The sequence below is a fragment of the Bacteroides sp. NGMCC 1.200775 genome, from assembly GCF_040798045.1.
Lineage (GTDB): Bacteria > Bacteroidota > Bacteroidia > Bacteroidales > Bacteroidaceae > Bacteroides > Bacteroides hominis.
Genome location: NZ_JASCQK010000008.1, coordinates 1 through 24,458, shown reverse-complemented (window position 1 = coordinate 24,458; position 24,458 = coordinate 1). Strand labels below are relative to the sequence as shown.

General features: G+C 44.5%; 20 protein-coding genes, 1 rRNA gene and 1 pseudogene. 3 read left to right on the top strand and 19 right to left on the bottom strand.

All coding sequences use genetic code 11. From position 1 onward, the window contains the following. The first annotated feature begins 226 nt into the window (after nucleotides 1-226). Nucleotides 227-1,528: a Na+/H+ antiporter NhaC family protein gene (locus QK890_RS17410; protein WP_032537020.1), complete on the top strand. Its 1,302-nt coding sequence runs from the start codon at nucleotides 227-229 to the stop codon at nucleotides 1,526-1,528. Between the two features lie 12 nt (nucleotides 1,529-1,540). On the opposite strand, the pseudogene QK890_RS17405 reads toward QK890_RS17410, so the two are convergent. Further along, a pseudogene (locus QK890_RS17405) lies at nucleotides 1,541-1,780 on the bottom strand (helix-turn-helix transcriptional regulator); the annotation flags it as partial. A gap of 136 nt (nucleotides 1,781-1,916) precedes the next feature. Here QK890_RS17405 and QK890_RS17400 point away from each other — a divergent pair. Next, complete coding sequence (locus tag QK890_RS17400; protein WP_005778447.1) at nucleotides 1,917-2,462, top strand: 30S ribosomal protein S16; 546 nt, start codon at nucleotides 1,917-1,919, stop codon at nucleotides 2,460-2,462. Nucleotides 2,463-2,712: 250 nt separating this feature from the next. Here the strand turns inward: QK890_RS17400 and QK890_RS17395 are convergent, their stop codons facing one another. The 7 genes from QK890_RS17395 to potA all read right to left on the bottom strand — a co-directional run bounded on the left by QK890_RS17395 (nucleotide 2,713) and on the right by potA (nucleotide 9,624). Next, the gene (locus tag QK890_RS17395) at nucleotides 2,713-3,117 is read right to left on the bottom strand and encodes a DUF4891 domain-containing protein (RefSeq protein WP_032542547.1); all 405 of its coding nucleotides are present in this window, start codon (nucleotides 3,115-3,117) and stop codon (nucleotides 2,713-2,715) included. Further along, nucleotides 3,117-4,343 (bottom strand): 6-bladed beta-propeller, encoded by a 1,227-nt coding sequence (locus QK890_RS17390; RefSeq protein WP_032542546.1) that lies wholly within the window; start codon nucleotides 4,341-4,343, stop codon nucleotides 3,117-3,119. The genes QK890_RS17395 and QK890_RS17390 overlap by 1 nt, the downstream gene beginning before the upstream one ends. 310 nt (nucleotides 4,344-4,653) lie before the next feature. After that, nucleotides 4,654-5,022, bottom strand: a complete 369-nt coding sequence (locus QK890_RS17385; protein ID WP_005778451.1) for an RNA-binding protein — start codon at nucleotides 5,020-5,022, stop codon at nucleotides 4,654-4,656. Nucleotides 5,023-5,238: 216 nt separating this feature from the next. Then, complete coding sequence (locus tag QK890_RS17380; RefSeq protein ID WP_101603234.1) at nucleotides 5,239-6,573, bottom strand: ABC transporter substrate-binding protein; 1,335 nt, start codon at nucleotides 6,571-6,573, stop codon at nucleotides 5,239-5,241. A 67-nt stretch (nucleotides 6,574-6,640) separates the two neighbouring features. Then, nucleotides 6,641-7,429: an ABC transporter permease gene (locus QK890_RS17375; RefSeq protein ID WP_005778454.1), complete on the bottom strand. Its 789-nt coding sequence runs from the start codon at nucleotides 7,427-7,429 to the stop codon at nucleotides 6,641-6,643. Continuing rightward, nucleotides 7,423-8,220, bottom strand: a complete 798-nt coding sequence (locus QK890_RS17370; protein WP_005778456.1) for an ABC transporter permease — start codon at nucleotides 8,218-8,220, stop codon at nucleotides 7,423-7,425. The genes QK890_RS17375 and QK890_RS17370 overlap by 7 nt, the downstream gene beginning before the upstream one ends. An 18-nt stretch (nucleotides 8,221-8,238) precedes the next feature. Next, nucleotides 8,239-9,624: a polyamine ABC transporter ATP-binding protein gene (gene potA, locus QK890_RS17365; RefSeq protein WP_182424387.1), complete on the bottom strand. Its 1,386-nt coding sequence runs from the start codon at nucleotides 9,622-9,624 to the stop codon at nucleotides 8,239-8,241. Between the two features lie 137 nt (nucleotides 9,625-9,761). Here potA and QK890_RS17360 point away from each other — a divergent pair, with 137 nt between their 5' ends. Beyond that, a complete protein-coding gene (locus QK890_RS17360; RefSeq protein WP_005778459.1) occupies nucleotides 9,762-10,865 on the top strand; it encodes a TlpA disulfide reductase family protein in 1,104 nt (367 codons plus the stop codon). 161 nt (nucleotides 10,866-11,026) lie between these two features. Here QK890_RS17360 and QK890_RS17355 read toward each other — a convergent pair whose 3' ends face one another. The 11 genes from QK890_RS17355 to rrf all read right to left on the bottom strand — a co-directional run bounded on the left by QK890_RS17355 (nucleotide 11,027) and on the right by rrf (nucleotide 24,303). Next, entirely contained in the window at nucleotides 11,027-11,677 is a 651-nt protein-coding gene (locus QK890_RS17355; protein WP_005778461.1) for a hypothetical protein, read from the bottom strand. 106 nt (nucleotides 11,678-11,783) lie between these two features. Next, nucleotides 11,784-14,348, bottom strand: coding sequence for a glycosyltransferase family 1 protein (locus QK890_RS17350; RefSeq protein WP_005806753.1), 2,565 nt, complete (start codon nucleotides 14,346-14,348; stop codon nucleotides 11,784-11,786). Between the two features lie 33 nt (nucleotides 14,349-14,381). Beyond that, on the bottom strand, nucleotides 14,382-16,043 hold the full coding sequence (locus QK890_RS17345; RefSeq protein WP_005778464.1) for a glycosyltransferase: 1,662 nt from the start codon (nucleotides 16,041-16,043) through the stop codon (nucleotides 14,382-14,384). Between the two features lie 235 nt (nucleotides 16,044-16,278). Continuing rightward, nucleotides 16,279-16,740, bottom strand: coding sequence for a V-type ATP synthase subunit K (locus tag QK890_RS17340; RefSeq protein WP_002562679.1), 462 nt, complete (start codon nucleotides 16,738-16,740; stop codon nucleotides 16,279-16,281). Between the two features lie 53 nt (nucleotides 16,741-16,793). Further along, nucleotides 16,794-18,611, bottom strand: a complete 1,818-nt coding sequence (locus QK890_RS17335; protein WP_220577346.1) for a V-type ATP synthase subunit I — start codon at nucleotides 18,609-18,611, stop codon at nucleotides 16,794-16,796. Next, nucleotides 18,608-19,213, bottom strand: a complete 606-nt coding sequence (locus QK890_RS17330) for a V-type ATP synthase subunit D (RefSeq protein WP_005778470.1) — start codon at nucleotides 19,211-19,213, stop codon at nucleotides 18,608-18,610. Before QK890_RS17330 ends, QK890_RS17335 begins: the two co-directional genes overlap by 4 nt. A 12-nt stretch (nucleotides 19,214-19,225) precedes the next feature. Next, nucleotides 19,226-20,545, bottom strand: coding sequence for a V-type ATP synthase subunit B (locus tag QK890_RS17325; RefSeq protein WP_005778472.1), 1,320 nt, complete (start codon nucleotides 20,543-20,545; stop codon nucleotides 19,226-19,228). A gap of 29 nt (nucleotides 20,546-20,574) precedes the next feature. Next, nucleotides 20,575-22,332 (bottom strand): V-type ATP synthase subunit A, encoded by a 1,758-nt coding sequence (locus QK890_RS17320; protein ID WP_032537017.1) that lies wholly within the window; start codon nucleotides 22,330-22,332, stop codon nucleotides 20,575-20,577. 36 nt (nucleotides 22,333-22,368) lie between these two features. After that, nucleotides 22,369-23,208, bottom strand: coding sequence for a DUF2764 domain-containing protein (locus tag QK890_RS17315; protein WP_005778475.1), 840 nt, complete (start codon nucleotides 23,206-23,208; stop codon nucleotides 22,369-22,371). A gap of 11 nt (nucleotides 23,209-23,219) precedes the next feature. After that, nucleotides 23,220-23,810 (bottom strand): V-type ATP synthase subunit E family protein, encoded by a 591-nt coding sequence (locus QK890_RS17310; RefSeq protein WP_005778476.1) that lies wholly within the window; start codon nucleotides 23,808-23,810, stop codon nucleotides 23,220-23,222. A gap of 382 nt (nucleotides 23,811-24,192) precedes the next feature. Next, a 5S ribosomal RNA gene (gene rrf / locus QK890_RS17305) occupies nucleotides 24,193-24,303 on the bottom strand. Nucleotides 24,304-24,458 lie beyond the last annotated feature (155 nt).

Here is a 24,458-nt window from a genome sequence, read left to right as displayed (position 1 = left end):
TTTTTTTCAGGAACAGTACCCATATTCATGAAAAAGCGGCACGAATCACTTCGCACCGCCCCTGTTGCTAACTCGCACCAAAGCTTCCCGCCTCACAGCGTTCTTCTCCGGAAATTTTTAAATGCATGAAGCGGTTAGCGTTAATCTTTATATTGTCGGTGCAAAATTACCGTTTTTCTCCCTATCATTCACTATCTTTGCACCTCAAAATTTTAAGAATCATTCAATGATAAACGAAGAAAAGATACATAAAAGCACTTCAGGCTGGTGGGCACTCAGCCCTTTATTCGTGTTCTTGTGCCTCTATCTGGTCACCTCCATCCTGGTGAACGATTTCTACAAAGTTCCTATAACGGTGGCCTTCCTCATCTCGTCGTGCTATGCCATCGCCATCACACGGGGACTGAATCTGGAACAACGCGTCTATCAGTTCTCGGTAGGAGCTTCCAATAAAAATATCATGCTGATGGTGTGGATATTCATTCTGGCAGGAGCCTTTGCGCAGAGTGCCAAGCAGATGGGAGCCATCGATGCCACTGTAAACCTCACACTCCATATTCTGCCGGATAACCTTTTATTGGCAGGCATTTTTCTGGCTTCTTGCTTCATCTCCTTATCTATCGGTACCAGCGTGGGAACCATCGTGGCACTGACTCCCGTTGCCATCGGACTGGCGGAAAAAACCGGCATAGACCTGCCGTTTATGGTAGCGGTGGTAGTGGGCGGATCATTCTTCGGAGATAATCTTTCGTTCATCTCCGACACAACCATTGCCTCGACCAAGACACAGGAATGCGTGATGCGTGATAAGTTCCGGGTAAACTCCATGATCGTAGTGCCTGCCGCACTGGTGGTATTAGGTATCTATATCTTTCAGGGACTTTCGGTAGCTGCTCCGCCACAGGTACAGGAGATCGAATGGGTGAAAGTGATTCCTTACCTTATCGTATTGGGAACGGCCATAGCCGGAATGAACGTAATGTTGGTCTTGATAATAGGTATCTTCACCAGTGGTGTAATCGGTATCGCTACAGGCAGCCTCGGATTCTTCGATTGGTTCGGAGCTATGGGAACGGGCATTACCGGAATGGGTGAACTGATCATCATCACTCTGCTGGCGGGTGGAATGCTTGAAACCATCCGCTACAACGGAGGAATAGATTTCATTATTAACAAACTGACCCGGCATGTAAACGGAAAACGGGGAGCAGAACTCAGCATTGCCGCACTGGTGAGCATTGCCAACCTCTGCACGGCTAACAATACGATCGCTATCATCACTACCGGACCGATTGCTAAAGATATCGCGAAGAAGTTTCATCTGGACCGAAGAAAGACAGCGAGTATCCTCGATACTTTCTCGTGCCTCGTACAGGGGATCATCCCTTACGGAGCACAAATGCTGATTGCTGCCGGACTGGCACAGATCTCTCCGCTCAGTATCATCGGAAACCTGTATTATCCGTTTACAATGGGTATCTGTGCGCTGCTGGCCATTCTATTCCGTTATCCGAGGAGGTATTCCTGAATAGCGGACGGCCTACTTCCGGATATTCTGTAAATAGGCCTCGAGCGATTCATCTTTGCCCAATCCTAACTTCTTGCGGATACGGCTTCGTCCGGAATTGACACTGGCACGCGAAATGCCTAAAGCAAGGGCTATCTCGTCAGTGCTCTGATTCAGCAAAATCAGCATACAAAGCAGTTCGTCGTTACGGGTCAGTTCGGGGCATTGGCAGCGCAAAGCGGGCAAATAATGGGGATAGAGTGCGGCAAACGAAAAGCTCAGAATGGGGTTATTATTATAAAAAAGAACAGGAAGTCTTTGTCAATCAAAACAAAACCCCTATCTTTGCACCCGCTATTACGAGTTAATAGCATTAATTCAAATCATTCATTAAAAACATTTATTTAAAATGGCAACAAGAATTAGATTGCAAAGACATGGACGTAAAAGCTACGCTTTCTACTCTATCGTTATTGCAGACAGCAGAGCACCACGTGATGGTAAATTTACAGAGAAGATTGGTACTTACAACCCTAACACCAATCCTGCTACAGTAGATTTGAATTTCGAACGTGCTTTGCACTGGGTACTGGTAGGTGCACAACCTTCAGACACAGTTCGCAACATCCTTTCTCGTGAAGGCGTTTACATGAAGAAACACCTCCTTGGCGGTGTAGCTAAAGGTGCTTTCGGTGAAGCTGAAGCTGAAGCTAAATTCGAAGCTTGGAAGAACAACAAACAGTCTGGTCTGGCTGCTTTGAAAGCTAAAGAAGATGAAGCTAAAAAGGCTGACGAAAAAGCACGTCTGGAAGCTGAAAAGAAAGTAAACGAAGCAAAAGCAAAAGCATTGGCTGAAAAGAAAGCTGCTGAAGAAGCTGCTAAGGCTGCTGCTGAAGCTCCCGCAGAAGAAGCTGCTCCGGCAGAAGAAGCTGCAACTGAAGCTGCTGCTGAATAATAATCGGCAGTATCTATCATTAGTAAATAGGATTAAAACGATAAAATCCTCTCCGGTCCTGCCGGGGAGGATTTTTTATTAAGGCCATTCGGCAACCGGATTCACCACAGAAGGCACAGAGGGTTGCCTCAAAAGTTCTTTTCGCCACAGGTTATCAATAGTGATAATTAATGACTTAAAATTCAATGTGTGTTACTCTGTATCTCCTTTGGTGAATTTCAGCACATCCTCGCATTAAAAACACTGCCTTTTATTTCAGCACAACATAACGCAAAAAAACCACCTGATCTCCCGTTTTAACCGTTCCTTCTTTCAAAGCTTTCTCGTCTACACGGAAGGTTTTGAGGTATTTCTTCAGGCTTTTGGTCACCGTGTAGGGTTGTTCTTTTTCATATCCCAGAATCTTTATACTACCGTCTTCGTTGATCGTGACTTTACATTTAATATTAAAAGTCAACCCGCGCAATTTCTTGGCTTCCGCTTTGTTTATCCAGAAAATATAGGTTGCCTTTCCGATATCATTCTTCTTTTCGACCTTCTTCTCTTTAGAGTATTTATCGTATACTTTAAACGAAGGTTCACTTTTACTGCTGCCATCTCCACACGAAGTGCAGGCCAACAGAACCGACAACAAGATTCCAAATACTTTTTTCATTATTGAGCTCCTTTCTGCTTAGCGTATATTACATAACTATTATCTTCTTCTCCTATCGACTGACCAAACTCCCGCAAGGCATTCGCACTCTCCCCGGCCATACCGCTCAGATAGGCTTCGATCTCTGCTTTCAGCGATCCAGGCTCCACGAGCCGTATATACTGCCTGTCGTAAAAAGCCCAGGGTGTCCATAGCCGGTCCGGCATACCTCCCATAAAATCATTCACTATACGGAAAAAGGTTCCGCGCAACGATTTCTTATCTACTACAAAGTACGAAGTATCCTGAGATTCCCACAGTCCGTCACCTACCTGCTTATCTACCGCCAACTTTCCGATATAAACCCGGGGTAACTCGTAATACATCGTCATCGAACGTTTCCGATTTCCGATATCGAGCGTAAAGCGGGGCGTCAGCCTGCTCTCCGAACGTATATAATGATAAAGTGTATCAGGGCGTAACTCCCAGAAGGTCGAGATATAGAGATCGACTGCTTCCGTATTGGCCCCATACGCGATATCATTACTATAATCGGGAACAACAAACAGATGCTTAGGTGTGGGAACAGAGTCCAACAGATTTCCTTCAAAATCCTGTGTCCATGCAACCAAAGGGTATCCGGTAAAAGGAAGTGCCCCCACTGTAATCTCTCGTTTGTCCGTATCGATCCGGAACATGGCTTTGGAGACAGGCCGATGCAGCGGAATGGATGGCAGCGGTTTCCCTTTCAAGTCGTAAACATAGATAACATTACTGTTAGCAAAAGGGATCAGATAAATGCAATTATGTTTTTCATCAATCCGGGCTTTATATATAGAACGATACTCTCCCGGTCCCTGCCCTATAGCACCTATATCGGTAATGAACTTTCCCTTTTTATCAAACAACCGGCAGGGATGAAGTGTATAAACAGAACCGTAAACGAGAATGTAGTTTTCGGAGACACATAGATTGCTTACCCCTACCATCGCTTCATCGCGGTTATCCAACTTGATGATCCGAAAGTCCTCTACAAAGAAGCTGAGCGGTAAGTCAATCGTATCTTTCAGTACATTTAGATCACATACCACAACAGAATCCTGACCGGTCCACTGACGGGAAGCCACAACCGGCCATTGCTCCGATAAGTCCTTCTCTTCTATCTTCGGAACAGCCGAACAAGAAGAGACTAAAAATACTCCCCCCAGAATTGAACTCAAGAAAAGTAATTTCCCGGAATTTTTCATATACCCTCCTTTTCTATAAATACAAAGATAAAAATAAAAACGAATATCTTACGAATATTCCGTAGTTTTTTTTTATTCATTCCGGAGTTTGTCTATATAAATAGGGCACGCTACAGAAGGCACAGAGTTTTAATCCTTTGTTTATAAGTACGTCTGAAAGAAATATTTTTCATTGTACCCTCCGCACACTCTGTGGCGAAAGTACACAAAATTATACACCCGCCGGACACCACATAAAAAAAGATGCCCGGGATAAATCCCGGACATCTCTCCTTCAAGTCTGTTTGGACAGACTGGTAATCTCTTTTGATTAATATCTGTCACGACCGCCGCCATAGCCGCCGCCACGATTACCACCACCGTAACCGCCACCACGGTTGTTACCGTAGCCACCACGACTACCACCACCGTAATTGTTATTACGACGCGGTCCTTCTTCTCTCGGACGTGCAACTGATACAGAAAGTGTTTTTCCGTCTATTTCTTTTTCGTTCAGTGCTGCGATGGCAGCATTTCCCTCTTCGTCATTCGGCATTTCTACGAAACCGAATCCTTTAGAACGACCAGTCTCTCTGTCCATGACAATTTTGGCTGAAATAACTTCTCCAAACTCTTCGAATAATTCTCCTAAATCGGCGTTGCTAAGATTATAGCTGATGCCTGCAATAAAAATGTTCATTGAAAAAAAATAATTAATACAATTAATAAAATTTGTTATGTTAGAGAAGTCTTAATAAGGAGATAAATTACTCTACAAGTACCTTGGAAATAAAACACATCCTATCAGAAATCTTTAATACGCGGTAAATATAGACATTTACAATAGATTGAGAAACAAAATCATCATTTTCTTTTATTTTTTTATCAAAATTCAGATTTCAACGTTACTTTAATCTCATCTTTGCTTCCTCCGTCTGCGGCTCCGGCGTCTCTGCATCTTCTCACGTTTATAGCGCTGTACCCGTTTATAAATCATCCAGCCACTCATTAGTCCCACTACCACAAAAATCAGAATAGTAATGCCCACTCCGAGATTGTCGCCCTTTATGCGTGACCAAATTTCAAGAACTTCTTTCGTCTTATCACCAAAATCACGAATCATGGCACAACGCTCCACCACTTCACGATCCGGATACTGAATCTTGTCAATCTGCAGGCTGTCGGCACCCGGTCCGAAGAAATAGCTCAGATCGGAATAATATGTAAGAGTTGTGTCCACTTTCGCTTCCATGATCTCGGGCGAAGCCACAGCACTTACGTAACCGCTCGCTTCCATATTCCGCAAGGCAATGTCGGGGCGGCACATGAAGTTGATGAAGTAGCTGGCGGCTTTCGGGTTACCGGCATACTTAGGAATCACCCACCCATCATACCAGATGTTGCTTCCTTCACGGGGTACGGCATAATCCAGCTCCACTCCTACCGCATCCGCTTCCTCGATGGCCCACTTGGCATCTCCGCTCCAGGTCATGTTGAGCCATGCTTTATTTTTAGTCATCATCTCTTTGCCGAAGTCTGCCTCCCAACCGGCTATATTGGGCTTCATTGCTTTGAGATATTTCTCGGCAATCTCCATCGCACGGGGAGAATAGTCGTTCATCAGATCTTCGACCGTCACCTTACCATCGGCGAGTTCACGGGCATGGGCGTAAATGATGGCAGTTCCGTATGCATCCCGGTAACTGTCTTTCATCAGTATCTTACCGGCATATTTCCGGTCCCAAAGACAATCCCAGCTTTCGGCATCGGCTTCGGGCACAAAAGCTTTATTATACAATATCCCGGCGGTTCCCCACATATAGCATACCGCATAATGACTGGCGATCCGCCCCGGCTGACTCAGTTTATCAATCTGTTCACGGATATAAGGCGATACGTCATTCATGTAATCGGGCGAATGGGGAAAAACAGTGTCGATGGGCAACAGCAGGTTTTTCTTTAACATCCGCTCGATGATGTATTCCGAAGGACATACCACATCGAAATCTTCGTGTCCCTTCTCAATCTTGGTGAGCATGATTTCGTTAATATCAAAGGTTTGATAAACGATGCGGATATCCTCACCCGTCTGCTCCTTATAATATGCCTGAAAGTCTTCGAGCACCCCATCACCGATATAATCGGCCCAATTATAGATTTTCAATACCTTCTCGCGAGGTTCACCGGAGTTGTAACAACCGGAAAACAAAAGTGACATCGCCAGGAAAAGGGTTATTAATAGTTTGTTCATTAGCACTTTATACAGTTTCTTGATTCTCGTAAATTCTCTTCTTTTTCGATTTAAAACAAAAAGGACATCACTTTTTCTCCTTACCCGCACGCCGGTTAATGACAATCAGCAATGCCAGCACCACCACGAAGATAATCGTCGAAAGGGGACGCAGCTCCGGAGTAAGCCCTCCCTTGCGGGCATCGGCATAAATATAGGTGGAAAGTGTCTCAAGTCCTTCGTTACCGATCGTAAATACCGTTACCGCAAAATCATCGATAGAAAGTGTCAGCGCAAGCATGAAGCCGCTAATCATTCCCGGACGGATCTCCGGGATAATCACTTTGCGAAGTGCCTGCATCGGGGTTGCTCCCAGATCGAGGGCAGCTTCGTAAATATTAGGATTCATCTGCTTGAGGCGGGGCAACACGCTGAGCACCACATATGGAGTACAGAATGTGATGTGCGCCAATACCACGGTCGTATATCCCTGAGATATACCGAGCGAAACAAACAGCAGGAACAGGGAAATACCGGTAATAATATCACCATTCAGAATAGGGATACTGTTCACAAAACTGATGGCCTTCCGCGAACGTGCCTTCAGGTTGAAGATGCCGATAGCCGTGATGCTGCCCAACAAAGTGGAAGCCGTAGCCGCTATCAAAGCAATGGTCACGGTATTGATCAACGCATTCATCAGCGAATGGTGCGTGCCGGTAGTAAACAGTGACGAATACAGTTTCGTGGAGAATCCGGTCCAGTTGCCCAACACCTTTGCTTCGGTGAAAGAGTAGATCATAATAATCACGATAGGCGAATAGAGCAGCAAAAGGAGTATCCACAAATAGGTCTGGGCAAAAATTTTCTTTACCATAGCCCACCTCCTTCGTTCGTATTATCTTTGTCGTCGGTGCTGAACAGAGAAGTCGCCGCAATCAGCAACAACATGATCAGTGACAGGGCCGCTCCATAATTCCACATACTATTATTGATATTCTCCTGGATAGTGGTACCAAACAGTTTGATGTTGTTCATCGTCAACAACTCGGCAATGGCAAAAGTTGAGATAGTGGGCATAAAAACCATCATGATGCCACTCATCACTCCCGGCATGGAAAGCGGAAGCACCGCCTTGAAAAACACCTGGACGGGATTGGCACCCAAGTCCTGCGCAGCCTCGATGTAACTGTGATCCATCTTTTGCAGGGTGTTGTAGATAGGGTAAATCATGAAAGGTATAAAGTTATAGACCATACCGAATATCAAAGCTCCCTCACCCAACGGGACACTGAAGAAGTCGAACAGGGCTACTGTTGCCAACGTACGTACCAAGATGTTGACCCACATGGGAAGAATAAACAATACGACCATCGTTTTCGAGCGGTTCAGCTTTGCGTTGCTTAGTATCCAGGCTGCCGGATAACCCAGCAGGATACAAACGATAGTGGTAATGATGGCAATACCGATGGAATAAACAAAGGTATTGATAGCCTCGTGATGCTGAAAAAACTTCGCAAAGTTTTCCAATGTCAGATGTCCGCTGTCATCGGTGAAAGCATAGACCACAATAAGGAGTAGCGGAATAACGACGAAGATCGCCGAAAAGATAATGTAAGGGAGCGTCCAACTCTTACGTGATGAAAAAAAGACCGATAATCTTTTCACTCTTAACTCTTATTTTTATTAGTTCTTAATTACTCTGATACCGTCCGGGGGGATGGTGATACCTACACGGTCTCCATCGTCCCATACGTCGTTCGTATCTACAAATACATTCTCGTCCCAATCCGAAAGCACAGTCAGATGATAGTGGTCGCCTTTATAAAGGATGAACTTCACCTCTCCGGTCAGCGTACCGTCTTCTTCGTTGTCCTGAAGAATCACTTTGTCGAAACCGACTTCCACTTTCACTTCGCTGCCGGCACTAATTCCGGTAACAGGAGCACACTCGAAGTTACAACCCAGAAACTCCACATGGGTTTCGTCAATCAGCTTGCCTTCGAAGGTATTGCACACGCGCTCTTTCTTCATTATATGAATATCAAACGGTTTCACCAACAGCCCAACGAGGGCACCGACCTCAAAATGATGATAGTCCTGTACCAGAAATTCATAGCCGTTGCAAAGGACGGTCATTTCATAATGTACCCCCTTGAAGACGGACGACTGCACCACGCCGGTCAGTTGTGCCGCTTCCGAAACCGGAAATATATAAAGATCCTCCGGACGGATCACTACGTCTACGGGCATGTTTTCGCCGAACCCTTCGTCCACACATTCGAACTCGGTATTGCAGAAACGTACCAGTTTGTCGTGTATCATCACACCGTTCAGGATATTACTTTCCCCGATAAAATCGGCCACAAATGAATTGGTAGGTTCATTGTAAATATCAATGGGAGTGCCGATCTGCTGGATTCGTCCTTCGCTCATGACGACAATCGTATCGCTCAGCGTCAATGCTTCCTCCTGATCGTGGGTGACATATACAAAAGTGATCCCTAATGATTTGTGCATCTCCTTCAGTTCCATCTGCATGTCTTTGCGCATCTTCAGGTCGAGAGCTGCCAATGGTTCGTCGAGCAGCAGCACTTCCGGTTCGTTGACTATGGCACGGGCGATAGCCACACGTTGCTGTTGTCCGCCGGACAGCGAATCTACGTCGCGGTATTCATAGTCCGTCATCCCCACCATCTTCAAAGCAGCCTTCACCTTCTTCTCAATGGTCTGCTTCGGCATCTTTTTCAGCTTCAGCCCGAAAGCAATATTATCATATACATTCAGATGCGGAAACAAAGCGTACTTCTGAAACACCGTGTTTACCGGACGTTTGTGCGGAGGAGTCTGCGTGATTTCCTTCCCCGATATTTTAATTTCGCCTTCCGAAGCAGTCTGGAAGCCGGCAATAAGGCGTAACAAAGTAGTCTTACCACAACCCGAAGGACCCAGGATGGTGACGAACTCACCTTTTTTTACATTCAGGGTCACATGATCCAGGGCAGTCTTCTCTCCGAAGAATTTAGACACACCGTTCACCTCAATAATGGATTTGCTTTCTTGCATATTCATACTAATTTGGGGTGCAAAGGTACACATTTATCCGATTCGTACATACATGTTAATCTAATATAACAGAGAAATTCTATTCCGAATAAAAAAAACGGCTATCTTTGCATAAATATTTATTCATAAAACATACTAAAGCAATGAAAAAGTTAACTTATCTGGCTGTTGCAGCGGTTGCTCTGGGAGTAGCATCTTGTAATAACAGCAAACCCGGTTATGTGATAACAGGTACTGTGGAAGGCGCTTCCGACGGCGATACCGTATTTATTCAGGAACGTGTAAGCAGACAGTTCAACAAACTGGATACAGCCATCATCGCTAACGGAACATTTACATTCGAAGGCGTACAGGATTCCGCAGTGAACCGTTACATCACTTACTCTAAAAACGGTGACGGAGCATATGTAGATTTCTTCCTCGAAAACGGTAAAATCAACGTAAACCTGTCTAAAGATAATAAGTCGGCAACCGGTACTCCGAACAATGACGCTTATCAGGAGATACGGAACAAAACCAATGTGATCGATCAGAAACAGGCAGCCATCTACCAGGCTATGGGCGACAGCACACTGACCGATGATCAGAAGTTGGCAAAACAAAAAGAATACTCACAGTTGGAAGAGGCATACAGCCAGGCTATCAAAGAAGGTGTACAGAAAAACATCACCAACCCGGTGGGTATCATGTTGTTCAAACAAAGTTTCTATGAAAACTCTACCGAAGAGAATGATGCTTTGCTGAAACAAATACCTGCCAACTATCAGAATGACGAACTGATTATGAAAATCAAAGAAGTTACCGAAAAGCAGAAAGCGACTGCTGCCGGTCAGAAATTTATCGACTTCGAGATGCTGACACCCGACGGAAAACCGGTAAAACTGTCCGACTATGTAGGAAAAGGCAAAGTGGTATTGGTTGACTTCTGGGCAAGTTGGTGTGGTCCTTGCCGCCGCGAAATGCCGAACATCGTAGAGGCTTACGCTAAGTACAAAGGCAAGAACTTCGAAATCGTAGGCGTGTCTCTCGATCAGGATGCCGATAAATGGAAAGATGCCATCAAGAAGCTAAACATCACCTGGCCTCAGATGTCCGACCTGAAAGGCTGGCAGAACGAAGGTGCACAGTTGTATGCCGTAAACAGTATTCCCCACACCATGCTGGTTGATGCTGACGGAACAATTCTTGCACGTGGCCTGCACGGAGAAGCGCTCCAAGCCAAACTGGAAGAAGTATTGAACAAATAGGCTGTATCAAAACTTACCACAGAGGACACAGAGTAACACAGAGGCGATTTTAAGTTATTGATTATTAACAAAAAGACTCTGTGTTACTCCGTGGTAAAAAGAGTTTCGACACAGCCTCTTCATTTCACAAATGTCCCGGACAGGGGCTTTCAAAACCAAACCTATTTCAGTGAATCGGCATAGGAACAGAGCTTGACAATCTGATCCACATTCTCAAAATTCACTTTATTCTCTCCAATGTATTTCTCAATTTCCGCACGATGCTTTGAGTAGATTTTGGCAAATTGCTTAAAATTGCGGAACTGTTTCATTTTATCGTCTTTCTCCACCCAATAGATATGATGCCGGTTGCCGACAATCATCTTCTCACCTTGCAACTGGTATGATTGTCCATTGCTCATGACAGAACCGTAACTCTGAACTGCCGTTGTTTCCGAACGGGTGCCATAGGCTCCCACAGGGGCTTCCTTACGTGCAGATGCTTTATACTGAACATACACTACCGGTTTTGTCGGCAACATTTCTATTCCGGCTCCGTTGGATTCCGGATAAAACGTACGCCCTCCTATCTTGATCAGCAAAATATCTCCCGGATTGGCAAGTTCCTTCACCTGCTTATCCTGCGGATCTACAAAATAGAACTTGTTGGCTACTATATTGTAGTTCATTTTTGACTTCAATTCACCACCGGCTCTGAGAACCACCTGGGCATCTTCATACTTATCAAACAGGAACGAAGCCGTATCGGCCTGGGCTCTCAACTGCCAGAAACTGCACAGTGCGAAAGCAATGAAAATAAAAAACCTTCTCATAATACATCGATATTAAACAATAAAAGGCTGTTTTGACAGTATACACTTCAAAACAGCCTTTCAAATAGTTATAGTAAATCTCTCTTTACTTTACTTTACATACCAATCAGACAAACCAACGCACATAACAGAAGTCCTGACGGTGAGGCAAATCCGGATTTTTCGGGAACATACGGTATGATACTTTGAAGCTTCCTGCATTCGACAAGCTGTGTTTAGCCTGGAATGTATACAGATCGCCTTCTTTCTTAACCACGCTGAATGGTTCTACCGAATAAACATGCTGTTTTCCTTCCGGAGTCGTATAAGTTGTAACCAACTCCAGTCCCACTGCATCGTTCAATCCTTTTTCATCAACGACGATGGTAATCGTATACTCCTTGCCGCTTTCGATATCGCCTTGTGCAATGTCTGCTTCTCTATCTCTTGAAACGATCTCGATGGAATCCCACTTGGCGACCACTTCTTCTTTCCATGCTGCAATTTCTTTTGCCTTCGCATTATCATTGGCAGACAATTCTTTGAAGCGCTTGGCTTCCTTGCAGTAGAATTTGCTATAGTAATCGTCGAGTTGACGCTTCATTGTATAGTGAGGAGCAATCTGAGCGATTGAGTTTTTCACACTTCTAATCCAGCCTTCTGAATACCCCTTCTTGTTGCGGGCATAATATAACGGCAGAATTTCTGTTTCAAGAATACTGTAGATGGTAGCTGCATCGAGCTGATCCTGATGTTCCTGATTCTGGTAAGTACGTTTCTCGGTCAATGCCCAACCTGCACCTTCGCGGTAACCTTCAAGCCACCATCCATCGAGCACGGAGAAGTTCAATACACCGTTCATCAAAGCCTTCTCACCCGATGTACCGGATGCTTCAAGCGGACGGGTCGGCGTGTTCAGCCAGATATCAACCCCACTCACCAGACGGCGGGCCAACTGCATATCGTAGTTTTCGAGGAAGATAATCTTGCCCAGGAATTCCGGACGCTGAGAGATCTCAACAATCCTCTTAATCAGCCCCTGACCTGCACCATCGTGCGGGTGGGCTTTACCTGTGAAGAGGAACTGTACCGGATAATCGGGGTTATTAACAATCTTCGACAGACGTTCCAAATCGGTGAACAGCAGGTGAGCACGTTTGTAAGTGGCAAAACGGCGGCCGAAACCAATCAGCAACGCATTCGGATTGATCTTATCCAACAGAGATACAATGCGTGACGGATCTCCCTGGTTCTTCAACCACGTTTCACGGAACTGCTTGCGGATATAGTCCACCAGCTTGTTCTTCATAGTTACACGGGTCTTCCAGATTTCTTCATCGGGCACATTATAGATAGCTTCCCAAATCTTCGGATTTGACTGATCATACAGGAAGCTTTCGTTGAAATATTTAGCATAAAGCTGTTTCCATTCCGTAGCACTCCAAGTAGGAAAGTGTACACCGTTGGTCACATAGCCCACATGGCTTTCCTCCGGGAAGTATCCTTTCCAGATAGAAGAGAACATCTCCTGAGAAACCTTTCCATGCAGCCAGCTCACACCGTTCACTTCCTGAGAAGTGTTGCAGGCAAATACCGACATACAGAAACGTTCTCCTTTGTCACCCGGATTGTTACGTCCGAGGTCCATCAGATCGTCCCAGCTGATACCCATCTTTGAGGGATAGCCACCCATATACTTGCCGAACAAACCTTCGTCAAAGTAATCGTGACCGGCAGGAACCGGAGTGTGAACCGTATATAAAGAAGATGCACGAACCAACTCGATAGCCTGGTCGAAAGTAAGACCGGTAGCTACATAGTCGCAGATACGCTGTACGTTGATCAGGGCAGCGTGTCCTTCGTTACAATGATAAATATCTTTCTTGATGCCCAGTGCTTTCAGTGTCAGCATACCGCCGATACCTAACAGGATCTCCTGTTTCAGACGGTTTTCCCAGTCACCTCCGTAGAGTTGGTGAGTGATAGGACGGTCAAATTCACTGTTCATTTCGTTGTCTGTATCGAGCAGATACAAAGAAATACGTCCTACGTTTACTCTCCATACATTTGCATGTACGTAGTAATCCATATAAGGCACATCCACTACCAACGGTTTTCCGTCTGCATCCGTCACACGGTCGATAGGAAGCTGACCGAAGTTCTGTGCTTCGTAATTGGCAATCTGCTGCCCGTCCATAGACAGCGTTTGTGTAAAGTAACCGTAGCGATACAGGAAACCTACCGCGCAAAGATCTACATTACTGTCAGAAGCTTCTTTCAGATAGTCGCCGGCCAGTACACCTAAACCGCCGGAATATATTTTAAGAACGTGATTCAAACCATACTCCATGCTAAAGTAAGCTACAGAAGGACGTTTATCGTCTGGCTTCACATCCATGTAGTCTCTGAATTTAGCATATACGTCATTCATACGTTTCAAGATAACCTTATCTTTTGATAAAGCTTCCAATTTTTCGTAACTCATACGTTCAAGCAAAAGTACCGGATTTTGACCAGCTTCTTTCCAAAGGGTCGGATCCAAATCTCTGAACAGTTCAGTAGCTTCATAATTCCATGCCCACCAAATGTTGCGTGCAAGTTCAGATAATTTCTCTAATTCCGCAGGAACACGTGACTTTACAGTTACCTCCTTCCAATTCGGAGTATTCACATTACTTACTTTAATTTTCATAATGTTATTGTTTACTTGTTGATGAATAAATACTTAGTTTAGTTGACGTTTCATTGCATTGCGCAAAGCAATATCATAAGCCTCGTAATAATACTTGATGAAATGCTTCCATAAAGCCTGTTCGGCCACAGCCGCCGCATGCTTGCGGATTTCTTTCACCTCAATTTCCGTTTTACCCGAGAACAGCGCGATCGTATCCTTGATACCGTCGGCAACTTCCGAGTAATTATAGTCCGAACGATGCAGCACCTCTACTCCATTATCAAGGCCATGCTGATTCTTCAGGCTGTTCACCCAAAGACCGAAGCCTGCCAGATCAGTCGTAATGGTAGGTACGCGGAAGGCTACACTCTCAAGCGGAGTATATCCCCAAGGTTCGTAATAAGAAGGATAGACACTCAAGTCTTCTCCCAATATCAAGTCATAATATTCTTTATTCAGGATTCCATCCTTTCCATCCAGATAACACGGGACGAAAATCACTTTCACCTTATCTTCCGGACGGTTTCCCATACCCAGATACTTCAACATGTCCAACACCTGATCGTGGGTCATATTATGCAGCCAATGGGTAATGAAAGGCACTTCAAGCGGAGTATCGAACTTCTCTTTGCTCTTCAGGCGGGTCTGCAAGTCCTCGCGGGGCTCTCCTACCCAACCCGGCACATTGACAAATGCCAGTACGTTCTTCTGCAAATCTTTGTCCCGGTTCAAGCGGTTCAGCGATTCCAGAAACACGTCGATTCCTTTGTTCTTAAATTCATAGCGTCCGCTGGTACCGATAATCAACGTATCATCGCCCATATTGGTTCCAAGAAGTTTATTGGCCACGTTCAACATCAGCGAACGGGCACGTTTGCGTTTACCGGTGAAGGCCGTTCCCTGAGGTACGAAATCGTCCTCGAAGCCATTCATCAGCACTACGTCTGCTGCCTTATCCAGCAACTCTTTACACTCGTTATTAGTGATTTCGCTTACTGTCGTAAAGCAGTCGACATGATGTGCGGTCTGCTTCTCAATAGAGTGCTTCGACTGCATATTCAGTTCCTGGGCCATCTGGTCGCCATTATAGGCAAACAGATAATCATATAAGGGTTTATCGTTTCCGGCAATGCTCCGGCCGATAGAGGTAGCGTGGGTAGTGAAAATAGTCCCTATTTCGGGTACGGCCAACTGCACATATAGTGCTCCCAAACCGGTCATCCATTCATGTGCCTGATAAACAACCTTATCATTTTCAGTCAGATTATAACGATAGAAGCTCTCTACCACTTTTCCAGCAGCATACGAGAACATGGATGCTTCGTCATAATCGCCGTAAGCATGCAACGAATCTACCTGAAAATGATTCCACATTTCAGTATAAATTTCATTCTTTTTCTCAAAGAAAGGCTGAAAATCAACCAGGATAACAATGGGTTCACCCGGAATATTCCAACGTCCGACACGGACAGAAAGGTTATCTTTATTGAGGGCATGTTCTTTCCATGCCGCACAGAGGTTGTCAGATTCTATAAACAAAGGGTTTTCTTTTCCTTGCCACACATCCGGCCCTATGAAGAATAATTTGTCACGGAAGTTAGTTTGCAACGTATTTGCCCTTGTGGACAAAACAGTATAAATTCCTCCTACCTTGTTGCACACTTCCCAACTGGCTTCGAAGATATAATCGGGGGTTAATAAATCTTTTACCATATAAATGTTTAAAACTCTTTTTATTACGCAGGTGCAAAAGTACGCATTATTTATTGAAAAATAATACTTTATACAAAAAATATAAGCAAAATAGCACAAACAAGCGTTTACAACGAGGTTTCAGAGCATAAAAAAAGACTTAAGTGTTTTTGGAAAACGCTTAAGTCTTTTCAGAAAACACTTAGACGTTTTGCTGAAAACGCTTAAGTGTTTTTATAAATCATTAGCTTATCATTTATGCCAGCGCACTACCGATAAGGAAGGTAGCTGCCAATGCCACGATAGCATAAAGTTCGGGGAATACAGCAAGAATCAATGTGTTGCTGAATACATTATGGCCTTGTCCGATGGCTGCAATACCATTGGCGCAAACCTGTCCCTGGCGAATAGCGGAAAACAGGGCAACCAGTCCGAGGGCAATACCTGCACCCAATACGGCAGAAGCCTGAATGGCAGTTATCTGCGGAGTAAGGATGCCGAAGATAGTCTGGAACATAAAGTAGCCTGCGAAACCATACAATCCCTGTGTACCCGGAAGAGCTGTCAATACAAGAAAGTTACCGAATGCACTATCGTTCTTCTTCAATGCGCCGATAGCAGCGTTACCTGCGATAGTCACTCCGTAAGCACTTCCGATGCCCGACAAACCAACCATAACCGCGATGCCAATGTAAGCAATAAACAAATTCATTTCCATAATCTTAATTTTATTTTTTAATTTATTATTCTACTATTTTTCTTTTTATTTCTCTATTTTCTGAATGGTTTGTACTCCTTGCCGCCGCCTTCGTAACCGGAATTCTTGAAAAACTCCACGAAAGTCAGACGCATGGGGTGAACCATGGCTCCGAGCACATTCATAAAGATATTGATGGCATGTCCGATAACGAATATCAGCACCATCACAATGGGACCGGCAATCACATTGTCCGGACTCATGCCCACTGCCAGACTGTTGAATACTCCGGCAAGAATTCCTCCTGACAATCCCAGAGCGAATAAACGCACGTATGAAAGAACGTCACCCAACAGCCCCGTTGCCATGTTATAAGAATCCCATAAACCCAGTCCGATATTAAGAAAGATATTCTTTCCGGGACTGTTGAACAGGAAAATCATAATACCGGCAATGCCCATAATGATCAGATGTACGGTACTTCCCATCGGCATCACTTTCGGCAACAGCGCCGAAAAAGCCAACGATAACAGGAGAATGATCCACCCGATCGTCGCAATGGCGTATTTGAAGCCAAACTGGATGGTCTGATTGACAGCCTTCAATACCATACCGAACAGAATCTGCACCGCACCCAAAATCAGTGAGAGCTGGAACATGTCATTATTATCCATAAAGACTGCACTCTTCAGGCGCTGGATGAACGGCCAGGGCAGGTCGTAAATATTGGCACCGAAGAAGGTTCCGGTCAGCAATCCGCAGAAGAAAGTGGAAGTAGCCAGTATCTGAATCAGAGAGATGATCGATTTGGCCGACGGACTCAGTTTCTTTGCCAGCAAACGGTAAGCGGTAGCCCCCACAAACAGGAACAAGCCATATCCGGAATCTCCCAGGCAAAGTCCGAAAAAGATCATAAAGAACGGAGCAAAGAACGGCGTCAAGTCCAGTTCGTTATATTTCGGCAACATGTACAATTTGCAAATCGGCTCAAACCAGGCAAAGAAGCCTTTGTTGTTCAGTTCAATCGGAACATTGTCTTCCGGTGTCGGGTCTGTGATCTCGTAATAAACATGTGCGTCATTCAGATAGGCTTCGATTTCAACCTTACTGGCAGCAGGAGCCCATCCTTCAAGCAACATCAATTTATCACCGGCAGTCTGCTCCGTACTTAAAACGACCTTTGAGAATTCTATTTCAGTCTGCACCTGTTTCAAAGCCTCCTTCAGCGAAGGTATGTCGGTTTCAGACAAAGCAACCAACTTCTTTTCATTCTCTTCAAGTGCAATCCCGGTATTGGTATACTGCATTTCAAGTTGCGCCAATGACTGCGACGGCAGTTTAGCTTGCTCTACATCCAGATCGACTTCTTCTCCGTCTTTGGTCACGGTGACGAAAAAGACCTTTGAAGAAATACGGCAAATAACCATTGCATTATATTCCGCTTCCCATTCTTTTTTGTAGTTACCTTCGGGACAAGTATAGAATCCGACCACATAACCGGCATCTTTCAACCGCTGTATGCCTCCCGGTTCAAAATCGCCCCAGGCTTCCAAGGCATCTTTTTCCTTTCCGCAGATTTGCTGCTGTTGCAACAGTTTACTATGTTCGGTTTGCAGAGCATCTATTTCGTCAAGCACCTGTAGACCACGTTCAGCACTGCCTCCATGGGTTGCAATGACCGCATCTTTCCCATGTTTCTGGTTCTGTAACAATTTCAATGCGGCGGCAAGACGGGCAGAAAGACGGATGTTATCCTGTAACTCGGCATTCTCAGCCGCTCCCTGCTGTTTCTCCACAATATGAACGACTCCGAGTTCCCGAAGACTGTTCAAAAAAGCTTCGTACTCCTTATGATAAACCAGGAATGTGAGTTTCTTCATTTTTGTAATCATGCCTCTGCCTCCTTCCTTTTTTCTTGCTGTGATTTCAGAATCTTTTGCGACGACTTAGACAAATTCTCCTCATCTTCCATGAAGCGTTTTATCTTACGCAAAGCATCCTGATAACCAGGTATCTGTACCTTCTCAAAAAGATTAACTTTCTGAGTGGTCTTTTTCCTCGCATGTTCTAACAAGCCCAGCTTGGCCAGCGTAAACTCACGCTCTATAGCGGTATGCGCCAACTCCTTAAGCAAATGTATACCATCGGCATACCATTTGGGAGCATTAAACAGGCTGTACGGACGAATCTCGAAATCTACATTCTCGAGTAAAGGCACCCTTACACCGGCTATTTTTTTGATACCAAGATGAACATCATTTACTTTTATCAATGAGGTGTCAAACTCATTCCAAAGTGCGAACATGGCTTCATAAGCCTGGATTTGTTTTTCCAGCCTTTCCTCCAGATCGGCAGCTTCGCTTTTACAGCGCTTCACTTCCATGCGAAGGGCACTCTCCTTATTTTTAATAATCGGGAGGGTACGCACCCGCACTTTCAGTTGCTTCTCGAGCTGCTGAAGGGAGGTTTTGTTATATTGAAACTTTATAGCCATCTCGTTTATTTACTATTTTTTCCAATACTGATCTACCAGTTCCTTCTTGATATTCACTTCTTCCGGACGGAAATATTTGCCGAACAATCCCCATGCCACATCCAGCATTTCTGTCGTATCCAGATTGACGTCGATGGCAAGCAACTGATTGGAATAGTCCTTGGCAAAAGCTAAAGTACGTTCGTCATAATTGGTCAGGTCAAAACCATTCTCCAACTTCGTCTTGGCGTTAGCGGCATCGGCATACAGACGTACCGCAGCATTCATCACCTGTGGATGGTCCTTACGGGTCTTCTTACCGGTTACCAACTGTTTCAGACGGGACAATGAACGGAACGGATCGACAATAACCTTACCAATATCGCTATCACGACGCAGGAACAACTGTCCTTCGGTGATATAACCGGTGTTATCGGGTACGGCATGCGTGATATCACCGCCGGACAACGTAGTCACGGCAATAATTGTGATGGAACCACCATCGGGGAACTGTACCGCTTTTTCGTAGATTTTAGCAAGGTCCGAATAAAGAGAGCCCGGCATAGAGTCTTTCGAAGGAATCTGATCCATACGGTTCGACACGATAGCCAAAGCATCGGCATACGAAGTCATATCGGTCAGCAGAACCAATACTTTCTGATTGTGCTGTACTGCGAAATATTCAGCCGCAGTCAAAGCCATATCCGGTACCAGCAGACGTTCTACCGGAGGGTTCTCCGTGGTATTCACGAAACTGACGATACGGTCGAGCGCACCGGCATTGGAGAATACATTCTTAAAATACAGGTAGTCATCGTTTGTCATACCCATACCTCCCAGAATGATTTTATCTGTTTCGGCACGCAATGCTACGTTCGCCATCACTTGGTTAAACGGTTGGTCCGGATCGGCGAAGAAAGGAATCTTCTGACCGGAAACCAGGGTATTATTCAAGTCGATACCGGCAATACCGGTTGCAATCAGTTCTGAAGGTTGTTTACGGCGTACCGGATTCACAGAAGGGCCTCCGATCTCGACTTCCTGTCCTTCAATCTCCGGTCCTCCGTCGATAGGATCACCAAAGGCGTTGAAAAAACGTCCGGCCAGTTGCTCGCTTACTTTCAGCGTAGGCGATTTACCCAGAAATACCACTTCGGCATTGGTCGGGATACCTTCCGTACCCTCAAACACCTGCAAAGTCACTTCGTCACCGGCTATCTTTACAACCTGAGCCAATTTACCATTCACAGTGGCCAACTCATCATAACCTACCCCTGTAGCTTTCAGCGAGCAGGTAGCTTTGGTAATCTGAGTAATCTTAGTATATATTTTTTGAAATGCTTTTGTAGCCATGTTATTATTTACAATTTAGTTACAATCCACTATTTGACACTTCTCTCGGCAACCAACTCCTTCAATTGCTTCTGGAAACCTTCATATTGTTCCGATTTGAACTTTGAATAGTTCATTTGCTTGCAGATGTTAATCATCTTCTTGAAGTAGTCCATAACCTCATTAAAGTTGTCAAACTCAAATTCCGTATGACAGATGTCTATCACCATGTTCAAGATAGCTTCCTGGCGCTCCATCGGAGTAACGGCGTCAATTTCATCGAATGCATCCTGTTGCAATATAACGAAATCAATCAACTCCGACTTCCAGAAAATGACATGATATTCTACCGGCACACCGTCATCACCCAAGATGTTGATCTGCTCGGCAATTTCCTTACCACGCTGCAAACGCGTTTTGATCTCATTCACTTTACCGATCCATTCGTCGTTGATGTGTTCGGCAATGTATGCCTCAAATTCAGGATATTCGATATATTTAGAATAAGAGTCGATCGGATTCACAGCCGGATAGCGCTTCTTATCGGCACGATCCTGCTCCAGCGCATAGAAACAACGGGCTACCTTTTTAGTATTTTCAGTCACAGGTTCCTTCAGGTTACCTCCGGCAGGAGATACCGTACCGATAAAGGTAATAGAACCACTCTCACCGTTATTCAGTTTTACATAACCTGCACGACCGTAGAAGTTAGAAATGATTGAGGACAAGTCCATCGGGAATGCATCCGGTCCGGGCAACTCTTCCATACGGTTCGACATCTCACGCAATGCCTGTGCCCAACGGGAAGTAGAGTCTGCCATCAACAGGATCTTCAATCCCATCGCACGATAATATTCGGCAATCGTCATAGCCGTATACACAGAAGCTTCACGGGCCGCTACCGGCATGTTCGAAGTATTGGCGATAATAATGGTACGCTCCATCAGCTTACGTCCCGTATGTGGGTCCACCAGTTCTGGGAACTCAGTAAATATTTCCACAACCTCGTTCGCACGTTCACCGCAGGCGGCAATGATCACAATATCGGCCTCTGCCTGTTTAGAGATAGCATGCTGAAGTACGGTTTTACCTGTACCGAACGGACCGGGAATAAATCCTGTCCCCCCCTCTACTATCGGATTGACAGTGTCAATCACACGTACACCGGTTTCAAGCAATTTAAACGGACGCGGTTTTTCTTTATAATTCGTCATAGCCCTTTTTACCGGCCACTTTTGAATCATATTCACTTCAACGTTGTTTCCCTCTTCGTCTGCCAAAACAGCAATTACGTCTTCAATCTTATAATCGCCTTCAGGTACAATCGATTTCACCGTGCAAACACCTTTCTGCGTGAAAGGTACCATGATCTTCAATGGCTGGAAGTTTTCATCCACCTGTCCTAACCAGGCAGATGCTTCCACTTTATCCCCTACATTGACAAGGGGAACAAAATGCCACACACTTTCTTTATCCAACGGATAGGTATATTGTCCTCTCTTCAGGAATACGCCATCCATCTTATCAAGGTCGTTTTGCAGACCATCGTAATTCTTCGATAACATACCGGGACCTAAGGTCACCTCAAGCATGTGTCCGGTAAATTCGGCTTCGGCCCCCACTTTCAATCCACGAGTGCTTTCGAACACCTGAACATATACATGTGTACCTACGACCTTAATCACCTCCGCCATTAATTTATCGCCACCGGTTGAGATATAACAAATCTCATTTTGAGCTACCGGTCCATCAACGACGAGGGTCACCATGTTGGCAATAACGCCACTAACAGTTCCTTTTGTTGCCATATATTTTTTTAATTTATTTATCCGAGTTTGGCAGGATTACCTGAATTCTGCGGGAATCTGCACTTCATTCTTCAGTGACTCTATGATACTGCGGAACAGTTGATTTCCTCTTTCCTTATCCAAAGAGATCCAACGTTCAATCATTTCCAGTTCCAATAAGAAAGCAAAAATACGTTCGATGGTAAAATAGTTAAAGAAAATAGCTTCCTCCATCCAGTTCCACCGTAAAGCATCCAACTTCTTCTCGCGTTCTACCAGTTCTGTTATTTCACTGATTTTCACTAACTGATCCAGAAAATCCACTTCACCGGAAAGTCCGAAATCACGGGCTCCGGAAGTTCGCAAAGCCTCACATATTTCCGTATCACCCACTATATTGCGGGCAACATCCCATTTATACTTCCGAGCGGTCAATGCCACAAGGATATTGTTAATTGTAAGATTGAATTCGAACCAGGAAGCCACAAACTTATTTCCGCATTTCATTGCATAATCATAATAAAGTGCAGCCAGATGATCTTCCAGTAAAACAGCATTGTCTGCCGGAGTATTGAAATAGTCGGAAATGAAAGTAGCAAGATATGCAGGAAATTCTTTAGTACTGATTTCTCCTCCTTCTTTAAGAACAGAGATATATTCAGCAAGTTCCTCCGCGGAGAAATTTCCCCGGGTATCAATGGCGGCTTCCTTATCTTTCAGAAGCTTCAGTACATTGGCATTATCAAACTTCAAATAAAACAGATCAATTAATTTTTGATCTGAAGCTGACAAGCCCGTGTAAATTTCCGTTTTAAAATCAGCTACTGTATAGCTCAGCTTACTGTCCTCAAGTGTGAGTTCCGGCAAACCGGCTACCAAGTAATAATATTTACTCATAACGCATCCCTTTAGAATAACATTTCTACCAACTGAGGACGCAGGAATGCTTTAAAGTAATTCATAAATTCCTCTTCTCCGAAATTCACTTTATATGAACCGTCTGCAGGAGATACAGAAAACAATGCCTTAATACCATTCACTTGTTCTATGGTAACACCTTTATCTAACAATGCTTTAGCATTGGCCGCAAAATACTTTCTCAAAGATTCCGCATCAGAAGTTGAGATGATAATCGGCTCGTCTACGCTCCATTTGGAAGCCAGAGCTACGATAAAAGCACTCAGAAAATCTTTATTCTGTGCAAACTCCTTTACCGGTGCGGTCACAATTTTATCAGTTACCATAGTGGCTATTTCTGATTTCAACGCATTTACTGCCTGACCGGCAAACAGTTTCAACTCTGATTTGGTATTCTCTGTCAGTTCATCGGCAGATTTACGAGAGGTGGCAATAATTGATTCAGCTTCTTTATGGGCATCTTCAACGATTTTTTTAGCTTCTTCCTGAGCATTCGCAATAAGACGGCGGGCTTCTTCATTACCTTTTTCGACGCCTTCGCGATAAATCTTATCGGTCAACTCTTGAATTTTGTTTTCCATATTCACGGACTATTTAGAAGTTTATATTATAATATCTAAGTGTTTCTCATCAGATTCTCGCCAAAAGTACAAAATTCAATCTGATAAAAAAAGAGAAAAGAGGAAGAAAACTGTTCGTAATCGCGAAAAGAAGCGTCCAAAAGTAAAGGTTATGACGATCCCGACACATTTATCTTCCCGTTTCATCTTTTCAGATGATGGCAAAGATAAACAGTCTGATAATACATCAAACATTGAATTATGATAAAACCGGAAAAATGAAGATTGAGTCAGGAGTATATGGGATGAAGCCGATAAAAAGATTATCAGGAGATATTGCTTATACCCAAAAACAAGTCATCCCCTCGTGTCTTCTGACCCGAGGGGATGAACTCTCTGAAAAAAACGGCGACTACCTACTCTCCCACTGTTACGCAGTACCATCGGCGTGATCAGGCTTAACTTCTCTGTTCGGAATGGGAAGAGGTGGAACCCTGATGCTATAGTCACCTAAATAAGGCAGACATAATGTACAAAAGTAAACTTAGCTGTCTATCAAACCGATAGTAAAGCTAAACGGATATATAAACCATAAAAGACAATAAAAGAAAGTCATCGGGCAATTAGTAACGCTCGGCTGTGATGTTACCACCTGTACACCTGCGTCCT

Excerpts from the sequence above, each read along its gene's own strand:
- QK890_RS17355 (WP_005778461.1), bottom strand. The coding sequence starts at position 11,677 with ATGAGAAGGTTTTTTATTTTCATTGCTTTCGCACTGTGCAGTTTCTGG.
- QK890_RS17380 (WP_101603234.1), bottom strand. The coding sequence starts at position 6,573 with ATGAACAAACTATTAATAACCCTTTTCCTGGCGATGTCACTTTTGTTT.
- QK890_RS17360 (WP_005778459.1), top strand. The coding sequence starts at position 9,762 with ATGAAAAAGTTAACTTATCTGGCTGTTGCAGCGGTTGCTCTGGGAGTA.
- QK890_RS17400 (WP_005778447.1), top strand. The coding sequence starts at position 1,917 with ATGGCAACAAGAATTAGATTGCAAAGACATGGACGTAAAAGCTACGCT.
- QK890_RS17340 (WP_002562679.1), bottom strand. The coding sequence starts at position 16,740 with ATGGAAATGAATTTGTTTATTGCTTACATTGGCATCGCGGTTATGGTT.
- QK890_RS17385 (WP_005778451.1), bottom strand. The coding sequence starts at position 5,022 with ATGAACATTTTTATTGCAGGCATCAGCTATAATCTTAGCAACGCCGAT.
- QK890_RS17390 (WP_032542546.1), bottom strand. The coding sequence starts at position 4,343 with ATGAAAAATTCCGGGAAATTACTTTTCTTGAGTTCAATTCTGGGGGGA.
- QK890_RS17375 (WP_005778454.1), bottom strand. The coding sequence starts at position 7,429 with ATGGTAAAGAAAATTTTTGCCCAGACCTATTTGTGGATACTCCTTTTG.
- QK890_RS17310 (WP_005778476.1), bottom strand. The coding sequence starts at position 23,810 with ATGGAAAACAAAATTCAAGAGTTGACCGATAAGATTTATCGCGAAGGC.
- QK890_RS17315 (WP_005778475.1), bottom strand. The coding sequence starts at position 23,208 with ATGAGTAAATATTATTACTTGGTAGCCGGTTTGCCGGAACTCACACTT.
- QK890_RS17325 (WP_005778472.1), bottom strand. The coding sequence starts at position 20,545 with ATGGCTACAAAAGCATTTCAAAAAATATATACTAAGATTACTCAGATT.
- QK890_RS17410 (WP_032537020.1), top strand. The coding sequence starts at position 227 with ATGATAAACGAAGAAAAGATACATAAAAGCACTTCAGGCTGGTGGGCA.
- QK890_RS17395 (WP_032542547.1), bottom strand. The coding sequence starts at position 3,117 with ATGAAAAAAGTATTTGGAATCTTGTTGTCGGTTCTGTTGGCCTGCACT.
- QK890_RS17335 (WP_220577346.1), bottom strand. The coding sequence starts at position 18,611 with ATGATTACAAAAATGAAGAAACTCACATTCCTGGTTTATCATAAGGAG.
- QK890_RS17345 (WP_005778464.1), bottom strand. The coding sequence starts at position 16,043 with ATGGTAAAAGATTTATTAACCCCCGATTATATCTTCGAAGCCAGTTGG.
- QK890_RS17320 (WP_032537017.1), bottom strand. The coding sequence starts at position 22,332 with ATGGCAACAAAAGGAACTGTTAGTGGCGTTATTGCCAACATGGTGACC.
- QK890_RS17330 (WP_005778470.1), bottom strand. The coding sequence starts at position 19,213 with ATGGCTATAAAGTTTCAATATAACAAAACCTCCCTTCAGCAGCTCGAG.
- QK890_RS17350 (WP_005806753.1), bottom strand. The coding sequence starts at position 14,348 with ATGAAAATTAAAGTAAGTAATGTGAATACTCCGAATTGGAAGGAGGTA.
- potA (WP_182424387.1), bottom strand. The coding sequence starts at position 9,624 with ATGAATATGCAAGAAAGCAAATCCATTATTGAGGTGAACGGTGTGTCT.